The following is a 15,676-nucleotide window of genomic DNA, read 5'->3' on the forward strand; positions in this document are numbered from 1 at the left end:
ACTACAGCAACCTGGAATACCAAAACGCCGCCGGTGAGTGGGTGGCCGTGGGCGCCAACGGTGAAATCACCGTGCCCGCCGACGGCAGCCCCGTCCAAGTGCGCGTTAGCGTCCTGGACGACGCCGTCACCGAAGGCGACGAGATCGTCACCCTGACCGCCACCAGCGCCAACGCGCTGGTCACCAACGGCACCGACGGTGACAGCGCCACCGGCACCATCACCGATAGCATTGATATTACTAAGCTCACTTTATCTGACGTGGTTGTGAACGAAGGCACCGGCACGGCTACGATTAGTGCCACATTAAGCCATCCAGCAGGTAAGGAGTTCACAGTTACATTAAGTAATGGAGCGACCATTACCTTTGCTTCGGGAGCAACAGAAAGCACCTCAAGTGCATTTGCTGTTCAGGGTGATGATGTATATCTAGATAGCGAAAGCTATGAAGTCTCGGTGATTGATTCAGGCAATCATGACTTTGAGAGCTTAGATATCAGTGATAAAGCTACCGTTACAGTGAACGATACAATCGATACGACGACTGTCAGTATCAGTGCGATTGTCACCAAAACATCGGAAATTAACGTAGGTAATGTTGATACGACCAGTAGCTTTACTGTGACTGCCTATAAGGGTAACGGTGACGTTGGACAGATATCCAAGGTCACGGGAACCGACCATGATGGTTTTGGTGTTGTGGGTTCTTCCTCGGGTGGTGGTGCTAGCAGCGAGCTTGGCTATGTTGGAAATGGCCAGAGTGAGAAGATTACGGTTGATTTTAACAACCAAGTAAAATCTTTTGACGTTCAGTTTGCATGGCGAAACAATGCTGAAAAGGCGCGCGTAGACTTCTTTGACGACGAGGAGAATTCCCTTGGTTGGGCCATTGTGTCAGGTGGTGGAAGTTCAACAGATGCCCTGGTGACTTATTATGATGCCCAGGGGAATGTCACTAAAACAGAACATGCACCTGGTGGCTCGGATAGAGTGGATAACGCTTACACATTCGAGCCGGGAAGTGGCTTGCTCTTCACCCGTGCAGAGTTTACGGCCGTTGGTCATGATGATGACTATTTGATACATGCTATCAAGTATAAAGAAGTGCTGTCTGAAGATGCGGCTACGATTGATGGTCCTTCTGATGTCGTCTTTGATATACAGACATCCAATCCGCCTGATGTTAGTCAGTATGATTTTGAATACACCTTCCCCACAGCATTGGTAGAAGTGGGTGGCACACAATATTTAGTTAACCTTGATCGTAATGGAAAGGGAACGCTATCTGTGAATGCGGATGGTAGTGGCGATCTGACAGCAACAGTGCTCGAGGTGAATGGTAATTTTGAATCAGTGGCTGTGCCAGCAAGTATCACCCTTTACAAAGGCCTGCTGGTTGTCGGCAGTAACCTAGATGATGATGGTAGCCAAGACACACCGCCTGCTCATAATACGCCTAACCCACAAGAGCCAAATAGTGGTGTAATCCAAGGTGGCTCTGGTAACGACGTCATCATTGGTGATGTGGGTGGAGCGAAAGTGACGGTTGAACCGGGTGGTAATTATAATATCGCACTCATCGTAGACGTCTCTGGAAGTATGGGGAATGCTTCTGGAACGGCAGGTTTAACTCGGATGGAACTAGCTAAACAGGCACTTTCACAGCTTGTTACTGAGCTTGCAGGGCATTCCGGTGTAATCAATATTGCATTGATACCCTTTGCCGGTAGCAGTCAAACGTCCATTAAAGCATCTGTTAAAGATCTGCAAAATGGCGATCTTCTTAAGAGTTTGACAGATGCAATTGATGCGTTAAGTGCCAATGGTGGTACAAATTATTCTGCAGCATTCGATAATGCTAAACAGTGGTTTGGCGGAAGTGATGCGAAGCCAGGATATGAGAATTTAACCTTCTTTTTGACAGACGGGGATCCCACCTACTTCGGGTCAAATGATCAAGGAACTGGTAATTCCACCACAGCAGATGTGTTGCGTGCCTCTATCGAAGCCTATGAATCACTAGTACAAACAAGTGGTACTAAGGTGTTCGGAGTAGGCATCGGCAACGGAGTGAATGAGGAGTATCTTAACTTCTTTGATAATACTAATAGCTTGGGCCAGGGAGCTGTTAGTTTTACTGAGTCTGCTAGTTTGGCAGATTTTAGCGGCAGTAACGATGTGCTTGATAAGGCATCGAACTGGTCTGGTGCAGGTAGCAATGGCCGCTTTGTGGTTGATCAAGGCTATCTACAAATTTCAGATTCTAGAAATCAGGGTGGCTTTTCTGTCACGAGCGATCAGTTTAACGTAGCAGCTGATGGTAGCCAGATACGGTTTGCTTACTTCACTGCTAGTAACTCAAGTGATGTGTTTGGCTATCAGCTTCAAAAATTGGATGGGGGCTCTTGGAGCTCGCTTGTTAATAGTAGTCTGAGTAGAACTAGCGGTTCTACAATCGTCATTGATGATCTTAGTGCGGGTGACTATAGGCTGGTCTACTCAGTAGATGATAGGAGTAATAATAATTCCAATGCAACAATGTATGTGGATGAAATCAGTTTAGTTTCACCAGTGTTAGTAACAGCAGCCATAGGCCAGCCACAAATCGTTAATACAGCGGATGAACTCTCTGTTGCGCTGAATCAAGGGTCTACTGAGCTTGAGCAGGCAGACGTCGGAGATGACATACTTCGTGGTGGTGATGGTGATGATATTATCTTTGGGGATGCTATCTTCACTGATAATTTGACATGGGAGGGGCGCGATCCATCAGAGCTTCCCGAGGGGTCTGGCTTGAAGGCTTTGAAAGCCTTCCTAGAAGACGATTTAGGTCGTGCACCCACATCGGATGATATCTACAACTACATCAAGGATAACTATGAGAGCTTGGTAGATCCGGACCCTGTTAAAGGTGGCAATGACACTCTGATTGGAGGTCAGGGTGACGATATCTTAATAGGCGGGCTTGGCGCAGATACCTTTAAGTGGGAGCTTAATGATCAAGGCTCTACTGATCAGCCTGCCAACGACACCGTCATGGATTTTAATGCGAGCGCGGGGGACGTGTTGGATATCTCTGAGTTGCTCCAAAACGAAGAGAATGCTGCTGATTTGAGCACGTACATCGTTGCGGAAGAGGAAGGAGCTGACACAGTTCTGTACATTAGCTCGGATGGTAATTTGGCTGGTGATAAAGAGAACGCAGACCAAGTGGTTCGCTTGGAAGGAAAGAGTTTCTCTGACTTCGGTGGTGGAAGCGCCCAAGATGTTATTCAGCATATGTTGAATAACGATCAGCTCAAAATCGACCAGTAATCTCTAACCCAGCCTAAAGGCCGCCTCCGGGCGGCCTTGTTGTCTCTCATTAAGATTTACATTTCGCAACCAATGAGCGCGTTTACTTACAAGGGAAGCCACTATGCTCTACATCAAACGTAATGCCCGTGGAGAGATTGTGATGCTCAGCAAAGAGCCCTCGCCTGAGTGTAATGACACCATCGCGGCGGATTCGCCAGAGGTATTTGCCTTTCTGGCACAGCAAACGGGGCAGTCGGCGCAAATGATCGCGTCGGATCTAGCGTTTGTGCGGGTCGTAGAAGATATGCTGGAAGTGCTGCTAGAGAAGGGCGTGCTCAGCTTTACCGATTTGCCCGCTGCCGCTCAGAGCAAGGTGATGGAGCGTAAGTCGCTTCGTGCTAAGAACGATGTGAATTTGATTAGTGATGATGGCGGGATTATCTGACGCGGCCAATGCCGCGTCATGGTTTACCTGAATCACCGTACTAAAGGTAGGCTTGAGCGATTAGCTCAAGCGCACGCCTGGTCCCGTCGCCCCATCCACACCTGTGCGGAACAGGCTTTCTAGCTCTTCAGAGGTTGAGACTCCTTCGGCAATCACCTGAATCCCTAGCGAGTGGCACAGCGTGGCCATGCCGCGCACGATGGTTTGCTGCTCATTCGAGACATGAATATCGCGAATCAAGCTGCTATCTACCTTGAGGTAGGCAAGTCCTACATCGTGTAAGTCGGCCAACTTAGTGAATTCAGCGCCCACATGCTCAATACCAAACTGGCAGCCCAGAGGCCGCAGTGCGCTGCACAGCCCGCGCAGACTTCCAATGGAATGCGCTGTCAGTGTAGCAGGCACCTCGAAGCAGAGCTTGCTGGCGAGAGACGGCTGCTTCTCTAGCAGCAAACGCAGCTCGTTGACGAATTGCGCATTGTTGATCGACGCAATCGAGAGGTTGACACCGATACTTTGCTCTGGATTGGCTTCTAACTGAACCAGGGCCTGTTTGACGACGGCAATATCCAGCGCGGGCTCGAGGGCAAAACGGGTCACCCAAGGAATGAACAGGCCTGCCGTTTGCCATGCGTTAGCTAGCTCAAGGCGTGCCGGGCATTCGTAGTGTAGAACACGGTTCTGTGCGTCGACCACGGGGAAGTAGGCAAGCTGCGGGCCTTGGGCAATGGCCACGGTGAGTGCCGTCCGCCATTCGTTATGGTTACCAAATAGGGAGCCTTGTTCCCGTTGGCGTAGGGCGATATTGGTCGCACTGCTGTCGCTTTCTGCCTCGGCCAAGGCATCGTCCAAAGTGGCCAGTAGCGGGCCGCGCTCGTCGTCCGGATGATACGCCACGATAGCGGTGGCTAAGCGTACGTCGGCGTCTGGAGCGCTCGTCGTCGTGTTGTCCAGCGCTTGTTGCAAACGCGGAAGCAGTGAATCGGGCGCCTCCTCTAATGGCAGCATGAGCAGGAAATCGCTGCCGTTTAAGCGCCCAATCAGGGCTTCATCGGCGCTGGTTTCCAAGGCGGACAGCTCCATGACCAGTGTGCTGAGCAACTGGTCGGTCGCTTGGTGGCCTAGCTGGTCGTTCAAACTCTCTAGGGCTTGCACGCGTACCATCACCATCAGGCCTGTGGCGCGGGCATCGTCGCTACCTAATAGCGAGGCCAGCCTGCCCATGAGCACCTCACGGTTCAAAGCCCCTGTGACGCGGTCATGCTGCAAATGGCGGCGCAGTTCATCGAGCTTTTGGCTCTCTTGGCTGAGCATTTGGCGTACGTTAGCGGACAGCACGTTCATCGCTTGAGCGACTTCACGCAGCTCTAAGGTGCGGGGCTCCTGAATGGTAGTAAAACGTCGCGCGCTGATATCCTTTGCCTGAGCGACGACACGTACCAGCGGATGTTTGATGCCTCGCACCATCACGGTGGCAATCGCTAAGCTAATCGCCCCAGCTAATACAAACCAGCCGGCGAGTTCCAACATACTGCGCCACAAAGAGGCATAGGCGTAGCTGTGCTGGCTCTCCAGCTCTAGCGTGCCAAACTGCCGCCAGCCATCTTGAATCGTCGCGGTGCCGGTGGGTACATCGAACTGCACTAGGCTGCGGAACCAAGCCGGAACGTCGCCGCTGTACTCACCGGCGCGGCGCTCAACCAACACTTCGCCTTCGGCATCGCGCAGAATGATTGAGCGGTAGTAACCGGTATCGAACTGCGCCGAGATCAGCAGCTCTAAAATCACTAAATCTTTGTCGAGCTGGCTCATGGAGAGCGCCAGAGTCGTGGCATTGTCTTCGTTTTTGATGCGCACTTCCTGCTCGATATAGTCACGGCTGCTGGTAATACTGATCGCCAAGCTGCCGACAAACGACAACAGCAAGAGCGCAATAATGGCCAGCCAAAGCTGTTTAATCAGCGACATAGCGCCAGTCCTCTTAAATGAATCCTTGTGATTGCATCCGCCCGATCACGCTACGCCAGCGCGACAGCCGTGCCAGCGGGTCGGCACGAGATTCCGAGCCACCGCCTGCCCAAAGGCCGTCGCTGTTAAAGCTGAAGACGGGGTCTAAATCATTGCGCTGAGAAGCCGGTGAAATGGAGGGTGCAATGTTGTCCAGTACCAGCGGTTCGGCATTGGGAGTCGAGTAGTAGCCTAGCACCATGTGAGCCTGGGTGATTTGGCTACGCCCAATGCGGGCGCGAACGTAGATCATACGCAAACGTTCCCCCGGCACACCCAACTGCTTCAGGGTGATGTATTTAGCGATGGAGTAATCCTCACAGTCGCCTTGCCCTTTACCCAATGCTTCTAAGGGCGTTGCCCAAAAGTCCTCTTCTCCCCACACGCGGATATCTTCTACCCAGCGCACACGGCGATTGAAAAAGTCGTTCACATCGCGAAGCTGAGCTTGCACGTCCTGGCCACGTAAGCGCTCCAGCAATGCAAACCACTCTTCTAAGACGTTGAGACCGCCTTGTCCATAAAGTTGCTGCATGCTTTGCCGCAGCTGTTGGGGATTGAAGGCTACGGCAGAGGAGGGCGAAATACCCAGCTTGGCCCCCAACAGCAACGCGCCAGCAGTGGCTAAAAACTGCCGACGCGACAAGGTGGAAGGCGGGCGGGAGGAGGAAGTAGACATGGACGCCATTAGCGTTGGTCAAATATCGCTTAAGACTACAAGCTAAGGCAAAAAAGCGCTATATCTCCTCAGAAGAAAGTATCAACGGTGATGGGGTGAGCCTCTTATTCAGCCGCTACTTGTTGAGACTCTTCCAACAGCGGTTCAAGCGCTGGCCAAACGTTGTCGAGAATGATCGGCTGAGCGTCTGCCGTGGGGTGAATGCCATCGCTTTGCATCAGTTGTTGATTGAGGGCGATATCTTCCAGCAAGAAGGGCACGAGCGAGAGGTCGTACTCCTCCGCCAGAGAGTGATAGACCCCGGTGAAGGCATCGCGGTAGGCTTGACCGTAATTAGGCGGAATATCGATACCCAACAGCAGCACCTCTGCGCCTGCTTGCTGGCTTTGCTCGATCATGGTGGCGAGATTGGCGCGCATTTGGGCGGGTGGTAAACCGCGCAGGCCATCGTTGCCGCCCAGTTCTAACAGAACGATATCCGGCTCACGCTGTCCGATAATATCGGAAAATCGCTGAGCACCGCCTGAGGTGGTCTCGCCGCTGATGCTGGCATTCACCACTTGCGCCTCACCCTCAAGGCGCTCTGCTAGCAACGCGACCCAACCCTGCTCTTGCTCAATACCATATGCCGCGCTCAAGCTGTCACCCATCACAAGGAGCGTTGGTAGGTGCTCTTCAGAAGTATTGGCGTATAAAGGGGCAGCACCCAAGCACATGATCAGCATGGCGGCGCTAAATACACCACGGCGGGCGGCCGATTGCCCCCGCTGAAGGGCCAGTGTCTGGATAAACAGTTTTTGAATTGCTAAAGGGAATCCACGTTTCATGTCTTACTCCTCTGACCCAACATCCTATACCTCGACCGAAGATGCACCATCGCGCTCGCCCAACACCGACCCCTCCGCTATCCCGAAGGTTCCCGAAGAAGCCGTTCGTCAGCCCGTGCTACATGCGGAAAAGCTGGCCAAACGAGTGACCAGCGGTGAACGCACGCTAACCATCTTACACGACCTGTCGTTAAGCGTAGCGTCGGGAGAGAGCGTTGCCATTTTAGGCAAAAGCGGCGCGGGTAAATCCACGCTGCTGGGCCTGTTGGCCGGGTTGGATACGCCCAGCGACGGTGAGTTGACACTCTTTGGCCATGCGCTGAGCCGCTTGGATGAGGATGGCCGCGCGGCATTGCGGGCAGGGCGAGTAGGGTTTGTGTTCCAGAACTTTCAACTGCTGCCGACGCTCAATGCGCTGGAAAACGTGCTGCTGCCGTTGGAGCTTTCGCCCCGCGCCGGAGAAACACGTACCGCCCAGCAGTGGTTGGAGCGTGTAGGGCTTGGCGAGCGTATTTCCCACCAGCCCAAACAGCTCTCTGGCGGCGAACAGCAGCGAGTCGCCATTGCGCGTGCCTTCGTGACCGACCCTGAGCTGGTGTTTGCCGACGAGCCGACTGGCAACCTGGACCCGGATACCGGGGCGCAGATCATCGACCTGCTTTTCACGCTGAATAAAGAAGCGGGCACAACGCTGATTCTCGTTACCCACGACCACGCCTTAGCGCGCCGCTGCGACCGCTGCCTGCGCCTGACCAACGGCCAGCTCGTCCCGTTCGAGCCCATTCCAGCCAACAGCGAGGAAGGCGATGAGTGATATCAACTGGCGATTAGCAGCGCGAAGTCTCAAGCGCGACCTGCGCGCGGCGGATGTGCGGGCGCTGTTCGTCGCGCTGGTACTGGCGGTGGCCGCGTCCACCATGATTGCCTTCTTTCTTGACCGGTTAGAGCGAGGCCTTGAGCGCCAAGCCGGGCAGATGCTGGGTGGCGATTTAGTGCTCGAACAGCGCGACCCTTTCCCAGAAGAGCTGCGCAATACCCTAGAGCAGGCGGGTTTTACGCTGAGCGACCAAGTGGATCTGGTCTCTATGATCAGCCAGGGCGAGCGCTTCCAGCCCGCCAGTCTCAAAGCGGTAGATGACGTTTATCCGCACTATGGTGTTTCTCATGTAGACAGGGGCAGCGGCGTCGAGCAAATCGCCTCTGGCCCACCTGCGGGAGAAGCCTGGGTAGACCCACGGTTAGCCGAGCTGATCGATATCGAGATTGGCGACCGCGTGCAGGTGGGGCAAACGGAGCTGACCATTAGCGGGATTATCGAGCGCGAAGCGGACCAGTCTGCCGGTTTTGGTAACTTCAACCCGCGCTTGATGCTCAATACCGCTGACCTTGAAGCTACTGGGTTGGTACAGCCAGGGTCACGCATTGAGTTTGAACTGCTGGCTGCCGGGCCGCCCGCCGCGTTAGAGCAAGTGCAGAGCTTATTGGCACAGCTACGGCGTGATGGGGTAGAGGTGCGTGATGTGCGGGTAGACCGCCCGCAGTTGGGTAACGCCCTGCAACGTGCGGAAAGCTACTTAGGCCTTGCCGGGTTAGCAGCGGTGCTGTTGGCTGGGGTGGCGGTTGCTATGTCGACCCGCCGCTACGTAGAGCGTCACCTGGATACCGCTGCGCTGCTGCGCTGCTTTGGGGCCAGCCAGTATCAGCTTGTGACAGTTTTCAGCCTGCAACTCATTGGGCTGGCATTAATGGCCTCCCTCATTGGTGCGCTGCTGGGCTTGGTCGGCCAAGCGGTGCTGTTGTGGCTATTGACCAGCTTTCTGCCCATGACGCTGCCACCCCCTGGTATTATGCCGCTGTGGCTCGGTATCTTCACCGCGCTGGCGGTGCTGGTGGGGTTTGCAGGGCCAACGCTGCTGCGTATCAAGCAGGTAAGCGCGCTTAAAGTCCTGCGGCGAGAGCTGGACCCGCTACCGCCCGCCGCTTGGCTGGTGGTTGGCGTTGCCAGTATCGTGTTTGGCGGCCTGCTGTGGCTCTATTCAGGCAGCTTCCCTCTGGCCTTGGCGCTTCTGGTGGGGGGCTCGGCGTTACTGGCGCTGCTGTGGGGCGTGAGTTCTTTATTGCTGAATGGTTTGCTTCGCGCTGTGCAGCGCCTTAAGGGCGGCGGCGAGTGGGTTCAGGCATTTCGCTTGGGCGGGCGTCAGTTGGCCCGCCGCAAGCAGGCGGGGCTTGGCCAGCTATTAGCTTTCTCGGTCACGTTTTTTGCCATGGCGATGATCGTCCTGGTGCGTGGGGATCTGCTCACTACTTGGCAAGATCAGCTCCCAGAAGACACCCCCAACTACTTTGCCATCAACATTCAGCCCGGCGAGCGGGACGCGTTCGAGCAAGCGGTGGCACCTCGGGTCGATACCCAAAGCACCCTTTACCCCATGGTGCGTGGGCGTATTACCGAAATTAACGGACAAGCGCCCAGAGATGCGGTTCCCGCCGATGCCCGAGGCGATAACTCGCTGCGCCGTGAACTTAACCTGACGTGGCAATCCGAACTGCCCGAAGGCAATCAAGTGGTGGCAGGGCAGTGGTTCACACCCGCCAGTGAGCCAGAAGGCTGGATGAGCGAAGTGGACGCGACGCCTTCGAGCGACTCAGAAACTGTTCCCATTTCGGTAGAGGATGGTTTGGCTGAGCGTCTTGGTTTGGGATTGGGAGACGAAATCACGTTCGCCGTGGGCAGCGACAGCATCACGACACGCATCGAAAGCCTGCGCAGCCTGAATTGGGACAGCTTCAACCCGAACTTCTTCGTAATCTTCCCGCCCGGCGTGCTGGAATCGTTCGGCCATAGCTTCATCACCGCTTTCCATCTGCCAGACGAAGAGCAGGCCTTGGTGCGCGAGCTGGTTAGCGACTTCCCCGGCGTTTCGCTGCTCAACGTGGATGCCATCCTAGGGCAGGTGCGCGATGTATTGACCCAAGTGACTCGCGCGGTGGAGCTTGTGCTAATCCTGGTGCTGTTGGCGGGCGTGAGTGTGCTCTACGCCGCGCTCACCGCCAGCCGCCCGGTACGCGCCCACGAGAGTGGCCTGCTGCGGGTGTTTGGTGCAGGCAACCGGATGATCTCCCGCGTACAGGGGGCTGAATATGCCTTGCTTGGGTTCGCCAGCGGCCTGCTAGGGGCGGTGCTTGCAGAGCTCGCCACCGCCGCGCTCTACCTCTACTGGCTCGACTTAACCCCGCGCCTGCATATCGGCCTTTGGCTAACGCTCCCCATTGGCGGCGCGCTGCTGATAGGTCTCATCGGTCACGCGCTCTCCTACAGCCTACGTAGGCAAGCCCCAGCGGCAAGTTTGGGGTTATTAGGCGAAGCATAAACCTACCAGCAATAAAAAAGGCGGCTATCTCTAGCCGCCTTTCCTATGCAAGAGCCACCCTTTATTATCATGCAGCATAGCTTTTCAATAGCGGCCAAGCGCCTTGTTTTGAAGCTTCAAGAACTACAATTTCGACGATGGTATTGTCATCAGCGTAGCTAATGTGGGTGTTCCAATCTTGAGAGACCTCTCTAGCAATCGGTTTCTCAGAAAGGTGGAGCACCAGGATATCATCAGCCTCATCGTAAGTGGTTCTCATGGCATGGCCTCCCAGTCAAAATGATGCATTACCGTCTTTACCACTAACAAATCTTCTAACACGACCGCCGCACACACGAGATTATCGGTGCGCTTAGGAAATGCTTTCGCAATCCAGAGTCGAGTGTCATCTTTAAAGCGGGTATCGCCCGTTTCGAGTAACTCGATCAATTGTCCTTCGCTAATGTTGCGCTCAAGCATTCGTTCTCGCGCGTGGCGAGTGATATGTACTTGGCGTTCAAAACGTCTGCAAAACATACCTAGATGCTCAAGTTAAGATTCATTGTCCGCACATCACTAATTTGGTGAGAATAGCATAACTCGTATGTCCGAACCCTCGCCCATCTACACCTCAAATCGAGATGGCGGTGCTGCAGCTTGGTGATATGCTAAAACCCTTCAACAGGGAGGTCGTGTCATGCAGGTGAAGGTGATGAAGTGGGGCGCTGCAGGGGTATCGCTTTGGCTAGTGGCGGGAGCCGCGCAGGCGTCGCTGCAACAGCTAGAGGCCGATTTACAAGCAGAGCTGGCAAGCGATGGCGCTAGTATGGTTATCGGGCAGCTTGTGGAAGAAGACAACAGCTACGTGGCGGAAGATGTGGCGATTACCTACGCCAACGGTGATTTGCTCTCGATTGATCGTTACCGCGTGGATGGTCGTTACGCACAACCAGCATCGATTACTCTAGATGGCATCAGTATGACTGAATTGGGGTTTGACTCGCCGGTGTTGACCGTGGGTGAGCTGGTACTACGAGAGCCTGGCGCTGCCGTTCCCATGTTAGAAGCCTTCGAAGCGGAAGGTAGCATCATCAACGCACTCAGCCTGAGCGATATTACCTTCCGGCTAGAGGGCAGCCTGGCAGATGAGCTAGCCGCTGAGCTTGAGAGCCAAGCACTAGCCGGTGTTCTCTCCATCGATTCCCTAGAGCTAGAAGACGCGAGCAGCAGTGCCGTTGGTCTCATTGCGCTGCAAGGGGTTAGCGGCGAACTCAACGACCTCGCTAACGGCATCTCCGGGACGTTGGCATTAGGGGATATGCGCATTGAAGCGTTGGAAGGGCTCGACCGCCCCGGAGAAGAGAGCCTTAAGCATGCCGAATTGCACGGTTTCAGTTTAACCGGCGAGCAGTGGAGCGTATTACTGGATAACGCTTGGGTAAAAGGCAACAGCTACGTGGGCGAAGCGGGCTTTAGCGGCGCGGAATTTGATCTGGGCGAGTTAATCCATCTAGTGCCCCCCACCGAGCGTGAAGAGCTACAAGCCTTGAACCGTGTGTTGACGGGCGGTACCGGGCGTTTAAGTGCCGAGGGTCAAAGTGCCTCCCAGTGGCAGGAGTCACCCTCTAATGAACCGAGCCACCGCAACCGCCTCACCTCGGAAGGGTATTTGCAGCTGGACGGAGCCGGTGGCCTGGAGTTCTCCATGGATGTGCCCATCAGCCTGCCCAAAGGGGCCACCTTAGAACAGGCCACACAAAACCCCGCCCTGTTTGAAGCGGCGACGCTGTACGGCGGTCATGTGTCCGTGGCATATCGCGATGAAGGTATGCTACCGCGCATGGCCACTGAACTGGCTGCTCAAGAGGGGATCAGCGAAGAGCAGGCGATCTCTCAAGCCTGGGCGCAGGCGCAGCAGTTAGGGCCATTACTTGGCCCGCAAATCACGAAGCTGATGGTCGGTATGGTGGATATCATGGCAGGCCACGCCCAATCCCTCACCGTCGATGTCGAGCTACCCAATCCGTTTATGCTCAATCAATTCATACTCAACCCCATGGGAAGCAGCGAGCGGCTCACCTTCACTTTTGAGTTGAAGTAGCGTGGTTGTCCGGTCGGTCAGGTTTGAGGGGCGGCTGGCAACATGAAACATGCTCATGTAAGACCTGACGCGGATGCGATGAAAGTCGCGTCCGCCTGCGGTATGATAGCCGCCTCGCTTCTCCATGATGATCCTTTCGTAACGAGGTTCCCGCCGATGTTCAGCCGCGATATGACAATTGCCGGATTCGATGATGCGCTGTTTGATGCCATGCAAAAAGAAGTGGCACGCCAAGAAGCCCACATCGAACTGATTGCTTCCGAAAACTACGCCAGCCCCCGCGTACTCGAAGCGCAAGGCAGCCAGCTGACCAACAAATACGCCGAAGGCTACCCAGGCAAGCGCTACTACGGCGGCTGTGAGTTTGTCGATATCGCTGAAAACCTGGCCATCGACTACGCCAAGCAGCTGTTCGGTGCGACCTACGTCAACGTGCAGCCGCACTCTGGCTCGCAAGCCAACAGCGCCGTTTTCCAAGCGCTGGTCACGCCGGGCGACACCATCCTCGGTATGAGCCTGGACGCGGGCGGCCACCTGACTCACGGGGCCAAGCCCAACTTCTCTGGCAAGCACTACAACGCCATTCAGTACGGCCTGAATGAGCAAGGCCTGATCGATTACGACCAAGTCGCTGAACTGGCCCGTGAGCACAAGCCGAAGATGATCATCGCCGGTTTCTCTGCCTACTCACAAATTGTGGACTGGGCGAAATTCCGTGAAATCGCTGACGAAGTAGGCGCTTACTTGCTGGTGGATATGGCGCACGTTTCTGGCTTGGTCGCTGCTGGCGTTTACCCCAGCCCGCTGCCCCACGCCCATGTGGTCACGTCCACGACGCACAAAACCCTGCGCGGCCCGCGTAGCGGCGTGATTCTCTCGGCAGAGAACAACCCGGATATCGAGAAGAAGCTGCAGTCGGCGGTCTTCCCCGGTGGCCAGGGCGGCCCGCTGATGCACGTCATTGCTGCCAAAGCGATCTGCTTCAAAGAAGCGATGGAGCCCGAGTTCAAAACTTACCAGCAACAGGTGGTTAAGAACGCCCAAGCCATGGCGAAAGTCTTTATCGACCGCGGTTACGACATCGTATCCGGTGGTACGGAAGACCACCTGTTCCTGCTATCACTGATCAAGCAGGGCGTGACCGGTAAAGATGCGGATGCTGCCCTTGGCCGCGCCCACATCACCGTCAACAAAAACGCTGTACCGAACGACCCGCAAAGCCCGTTTGTTACCTCAGGCCTGCGTATCGGCACCCCGGCCGTCACCACGCGCGGCTTTGGTGAAGAGGAGTGCGCGCAGCTGGCAGGCTGGATTTGCGATATCCTCGATGTACTGGCCAAAGGCGAAGACACCAGCAGCGTCGAAGCCCAAGTGCTCGATAAAGTCGCTGACGTCTGTGGGCGTTTCCCGGTGTATAAATAAACACGGCGTTACCCGCGTGTGAAAAAAGCGCTAGCCCTTTGGGCTAGCGCTTTTTATTTGAGGGGAGTTAACTAGGGCTTGGGCGAGTCTTGGCGAATGATGCTCACCTTTTGCTGTTCCTTGGTCCACTTGCCCGCTTTCTTATCAATATATTGGAAGTGTTCATTGGTAAAGCTGCCTTGGTTACAAGCATGACGGTAGGAGACCGTGGGCACGTGAGCTTGATCCAATAGCTTGATGAAAACGCCCGGCCCCGTCAGCTCAAACACGTTAGTAAGCTGATTCTCTACGATGTTGTGATGCACCTGCTCAATCAATTTAAGCAGGTTGGGGTTACCGGGACGACTGGCAATAAAGTAGTTGCTTAGTTCTCCTTTGCGGGTCGTCACATACAACTCGTCGATATCTGCGGGTACTACCCGGCCTAATGGCCATATGGCATGGGCGTCGATGTCCAGGTAAACGCCACCATGTTGATAAAGCGCCAATAGTCGCCAAAAATCGGCCTGAGCGGCACCAATCTGCAATTTATCGTAGCTCTCGAGCCACGCAGGATCGAAGTTTTGTTTAATGAAGTCCTGGCGCGCTTGGGTGATCATGAAACGATACTCAAAGCGCGGCGCCATCAGACGATTGAAAAGATAATTGAGATAAACCGGCAGCGTCACCTTATTGGTAAAGTTGGTTTGCCAAATAATACGAGGGATGACGGTCTTTTGCTTGGCGGGCAGCCAGGGGGCTGCGCGTTCTGGCAGCGTAAAACGCTTGTTGGGAAAGAGGGCGTGAAATCCATAGCTCAATACTTTCGTAATGTTGGCCAACAGTTTGATCACCCGGCTGACGGCCACGATATGGGGCTGGCGGGTACGGCGACGTGAAGACATGGTCGTCCTTTCGATGAGCAAATGAAAAGCCTAGCGTGTTGGCTAGGCTTTCAGTACGTCAGTAGTGTGAGAGCGGGGTATTACCAGCCGCCCTGAGCCTCTAACAGGCTGCGCATATTATTATCCAATGGCAATTGGAAGTCTGCACTTCCCAGTACCATGGCATCGCCAGCGCGAACGACACGAGCGCTCACGTATAAATAGTCCTGACCTTGGGCATAGGTACCCATTAGGATAGAACGTGCATTGTGCTGAGAGCTTAGCCGCTGAACTTGGCGGGATAGAATCAACTCCCCCACGCTCTCTTCGATAAACATGCTATCGCGCATTTTGACTTCGCGAACCTGCATCCCCTGTTGGGCCAGGGCCGAGGCCATGATCTCAGAACTGATCCGACCAAAGGTCGAGGATTGGCTGAGGTTGTCGATACTGACAAAGGTGGCCGCAATCATCGGGCTGTAGCGGGTCAAGTCGGGGTTGTTCATCACCATCTTCTCTGCCGCTTCATGGGCTAGCTCTGACAGGTCAGGTTCTGGTTCTTGAGGCTGAGCGTTGTTGCCCAAGTTAGCGCAGCCCGTCAGCAGTAACGTCATGCAAAGTGCAGCCAAAACGTCAGTGCGAAACAGGCGCACCGACGTTAATGCAAAAATCGAACGTAAAGACAT

13 protein-coding genes are annotated in these 15,676 nt (G+C 54.8%); 6 read left to right on the forward strand and 7 right to left on the reverse strand.

The genetic code is table 11. The features are described 5' to 3' along the window. Both NH398_RS00005 and NH398_RS00010 read left to right on the forward strand, forming a co-directional pair. Positions 1-3,314 (forward strand): immunoglobulin-like domain-containing protein (locus NH398_RS00005; protein ID WP_253015638.1); only part of this gene is annotated, 3,314 nt, incomplete at its 5' end. 103 nt (positions 3,315-3,417) lie between these two features. After that, positions 3,418-3,741 (forward strand): hypothetical protein, encoded by a 324-nt coding sequence (locus NH398_RS00010; RefSeq protein ID WP_044630740.1) that lies wholly within the window; start codon positions 3,418-3,420, stop codon positions 3,739-3,741. Between the two features lie 60 nt (positions 3,742-3,801). Here NH398_RS00010 and NH398_RS00015 read toward each other — a convergent pair whose 3' ends face one another. The 3 genes from NH398_RS00015 to NH398_RS00025 all read right to left on the reverse strand — a co-directional run bounded on the left by NH398_RS00015 (position 3,802) and on the right by NH398_RS00025 (position 7,152). Continuing rightward, positions 3,802-5,709 carry an EAL domain-containing protein gene (locus tag NH398_RS00015; RefSeq protein WP_253015639.1) on the reverse strand — a complete coding sequence of 636 codons (1,908 nt, stop codon included), beginning with the start codon at positions 5,707-5,709 and terminating at the stop codon, positions 3,802-3,804. 13 nt (positions 5,710-5,722) lie between these two features. Next, positions 5,723-6,427, reverse strand: a complete 705-nt coding sequence (locus NH398_RS00020) for a transglutaminase-like cysteine peptidase (RefSeq protein WP_159342733.1) — start codon at positions 6,425-6,427, stop codon at positions 5,723-5,725. Positions 6,428-6,531: 104 nt separating this feature from the next. Then, positions 6,532-7,152 (reverse strand): arylesterase, encoded by a 621-nt coding sequence (locus NH398_RS00025; RefSeq protein WP_253016526.1) that lies wholly within the window; start codon positions 7,150-7,152, stop codon positions 6,532-6,534. 100 nt (positions 7,153-7,252) lie between these two features. Here NH398_RS00025 and NH398_RS00030 point away from each other — a divergent pair, with 100 nt between their 5' ends. Further along, positions 7,253-8,068, forward strand: a complete 816-nt coding sequence (locus tag NH398_RS00030) for an ABC transporter ATP-binding protein (RefSeq protein ID WP_253015640.1) — start codon at positions 7,253-7,255, stop codon at positions 8,066-8,068. Next, positions 8,061-10,625 (forward strand): FtsX-like permease family protein, encoded by a 2,565-nt coding sequence (locus NH398_RS00035; RefSeq protein WP_253015641.1) that lies wholly within the window; start codon positions 8,061-8,063, stop codon positions 10,623-10,625. The genes NH398_RS00030 and NH398_RS00035 overlap by 8 nt, the downstream gene beginning before the upstream one ends. A 67-nt stretch (positions 10,626-10,692) precedes the next feature. On the opposite strand, the gene NH398_RS00040 is transcribed toward NH398_RS00035, so the two are convergent. Continuing rightward, positions 10,693-10,884 carry a DUF2283 domain-containing protein gene (locus tag NH398_RS00040; RefSeq protein WP_058577243.1) on the reverse strand — a complete coding sequence of 64 codons (192 nt, stop codon included), beginning with the start codon at positions 10,882-10,884 and terminating at the stop codon, positions 10,693-10,695. Continuing rightward, the gene (locus NH398_RS00045; protein WP_290441352.1) at positions 10,881-11,141 is read right to left on the reverse strand and encodes a DUF4258 domain-containing protein; all 261 of its coding nucleotides are present in this window, start codon (positions 11,139-11,141) and stop codon (positions 10,881-10,883) included. Before NH398_RS00045 ends, NH398_RS00040 begins: the two co-directional genes overlap by 4 nt. Before the next feature lie 160 nt (positions 11,142-11,301). Here NH398_RS00045 and NH398_RS00050 point away from each other — a divergent pair, with 160 nt between their 5' ends. Together NH398_RS00050 and glyA are read left to right on the forward strand one after the other, a co-directional pair. Then, entirely contained in the window at positions 11,302-12,705 is a 1,404-nt protein-coding gene (locus tag NH398_RS00050) for a hypothetical protein (protein WP_253015643.1), read from the forward strand. A 156-nt stretch (positions 12,706-12,861) separates the two neighbouring features. After that, the gene (gene glyA, locus NH398_RS00055) at positions 12,862-14,127 is read left to right on the forward strand and encodes a serine hydroxymethyltransferase (protein WP_159342727.1); all 1,266 of its coding nucleotides are present in this window, start codon (positions 12,862-12,864) and stop codon (positions 14,125-14,127) included. A 71-nt stretch (positions 14,128-14,198) separates the two neighbouring features. On the opposite strand, the gene NH398_RS00060 is transcribed toward glyA, so the two are convergent. Next, a complete protein-coding gene (locus NH398_RS00060) occupies positions 14,199-15,011 on the reverse strand; it encodes a glycosyltransferase (RefSeq protein ID WP_253015645.1) in 813 nt (270 codons plus the stop codon). An 80-nt stretch (positions 15,012-15,091) separates the two neighbouring features. Continuing rightward, entirely contained in the window at positions 15,092-15,676 is a 585-nt protein-coding gene (locus NH398_RS00065; RefSeq protein WP_253015647.1) for a FlgO family outer membrane protein, read from the reverse strand.

The organism is Halomonas sp. CnH100-B, assembly GCF_024124605.1.
GTDB lineage: Bacteria > Pseudomonadota > Gammaproteobacteria > Pseudomonadales > Halomonadaceae > Vreelandella.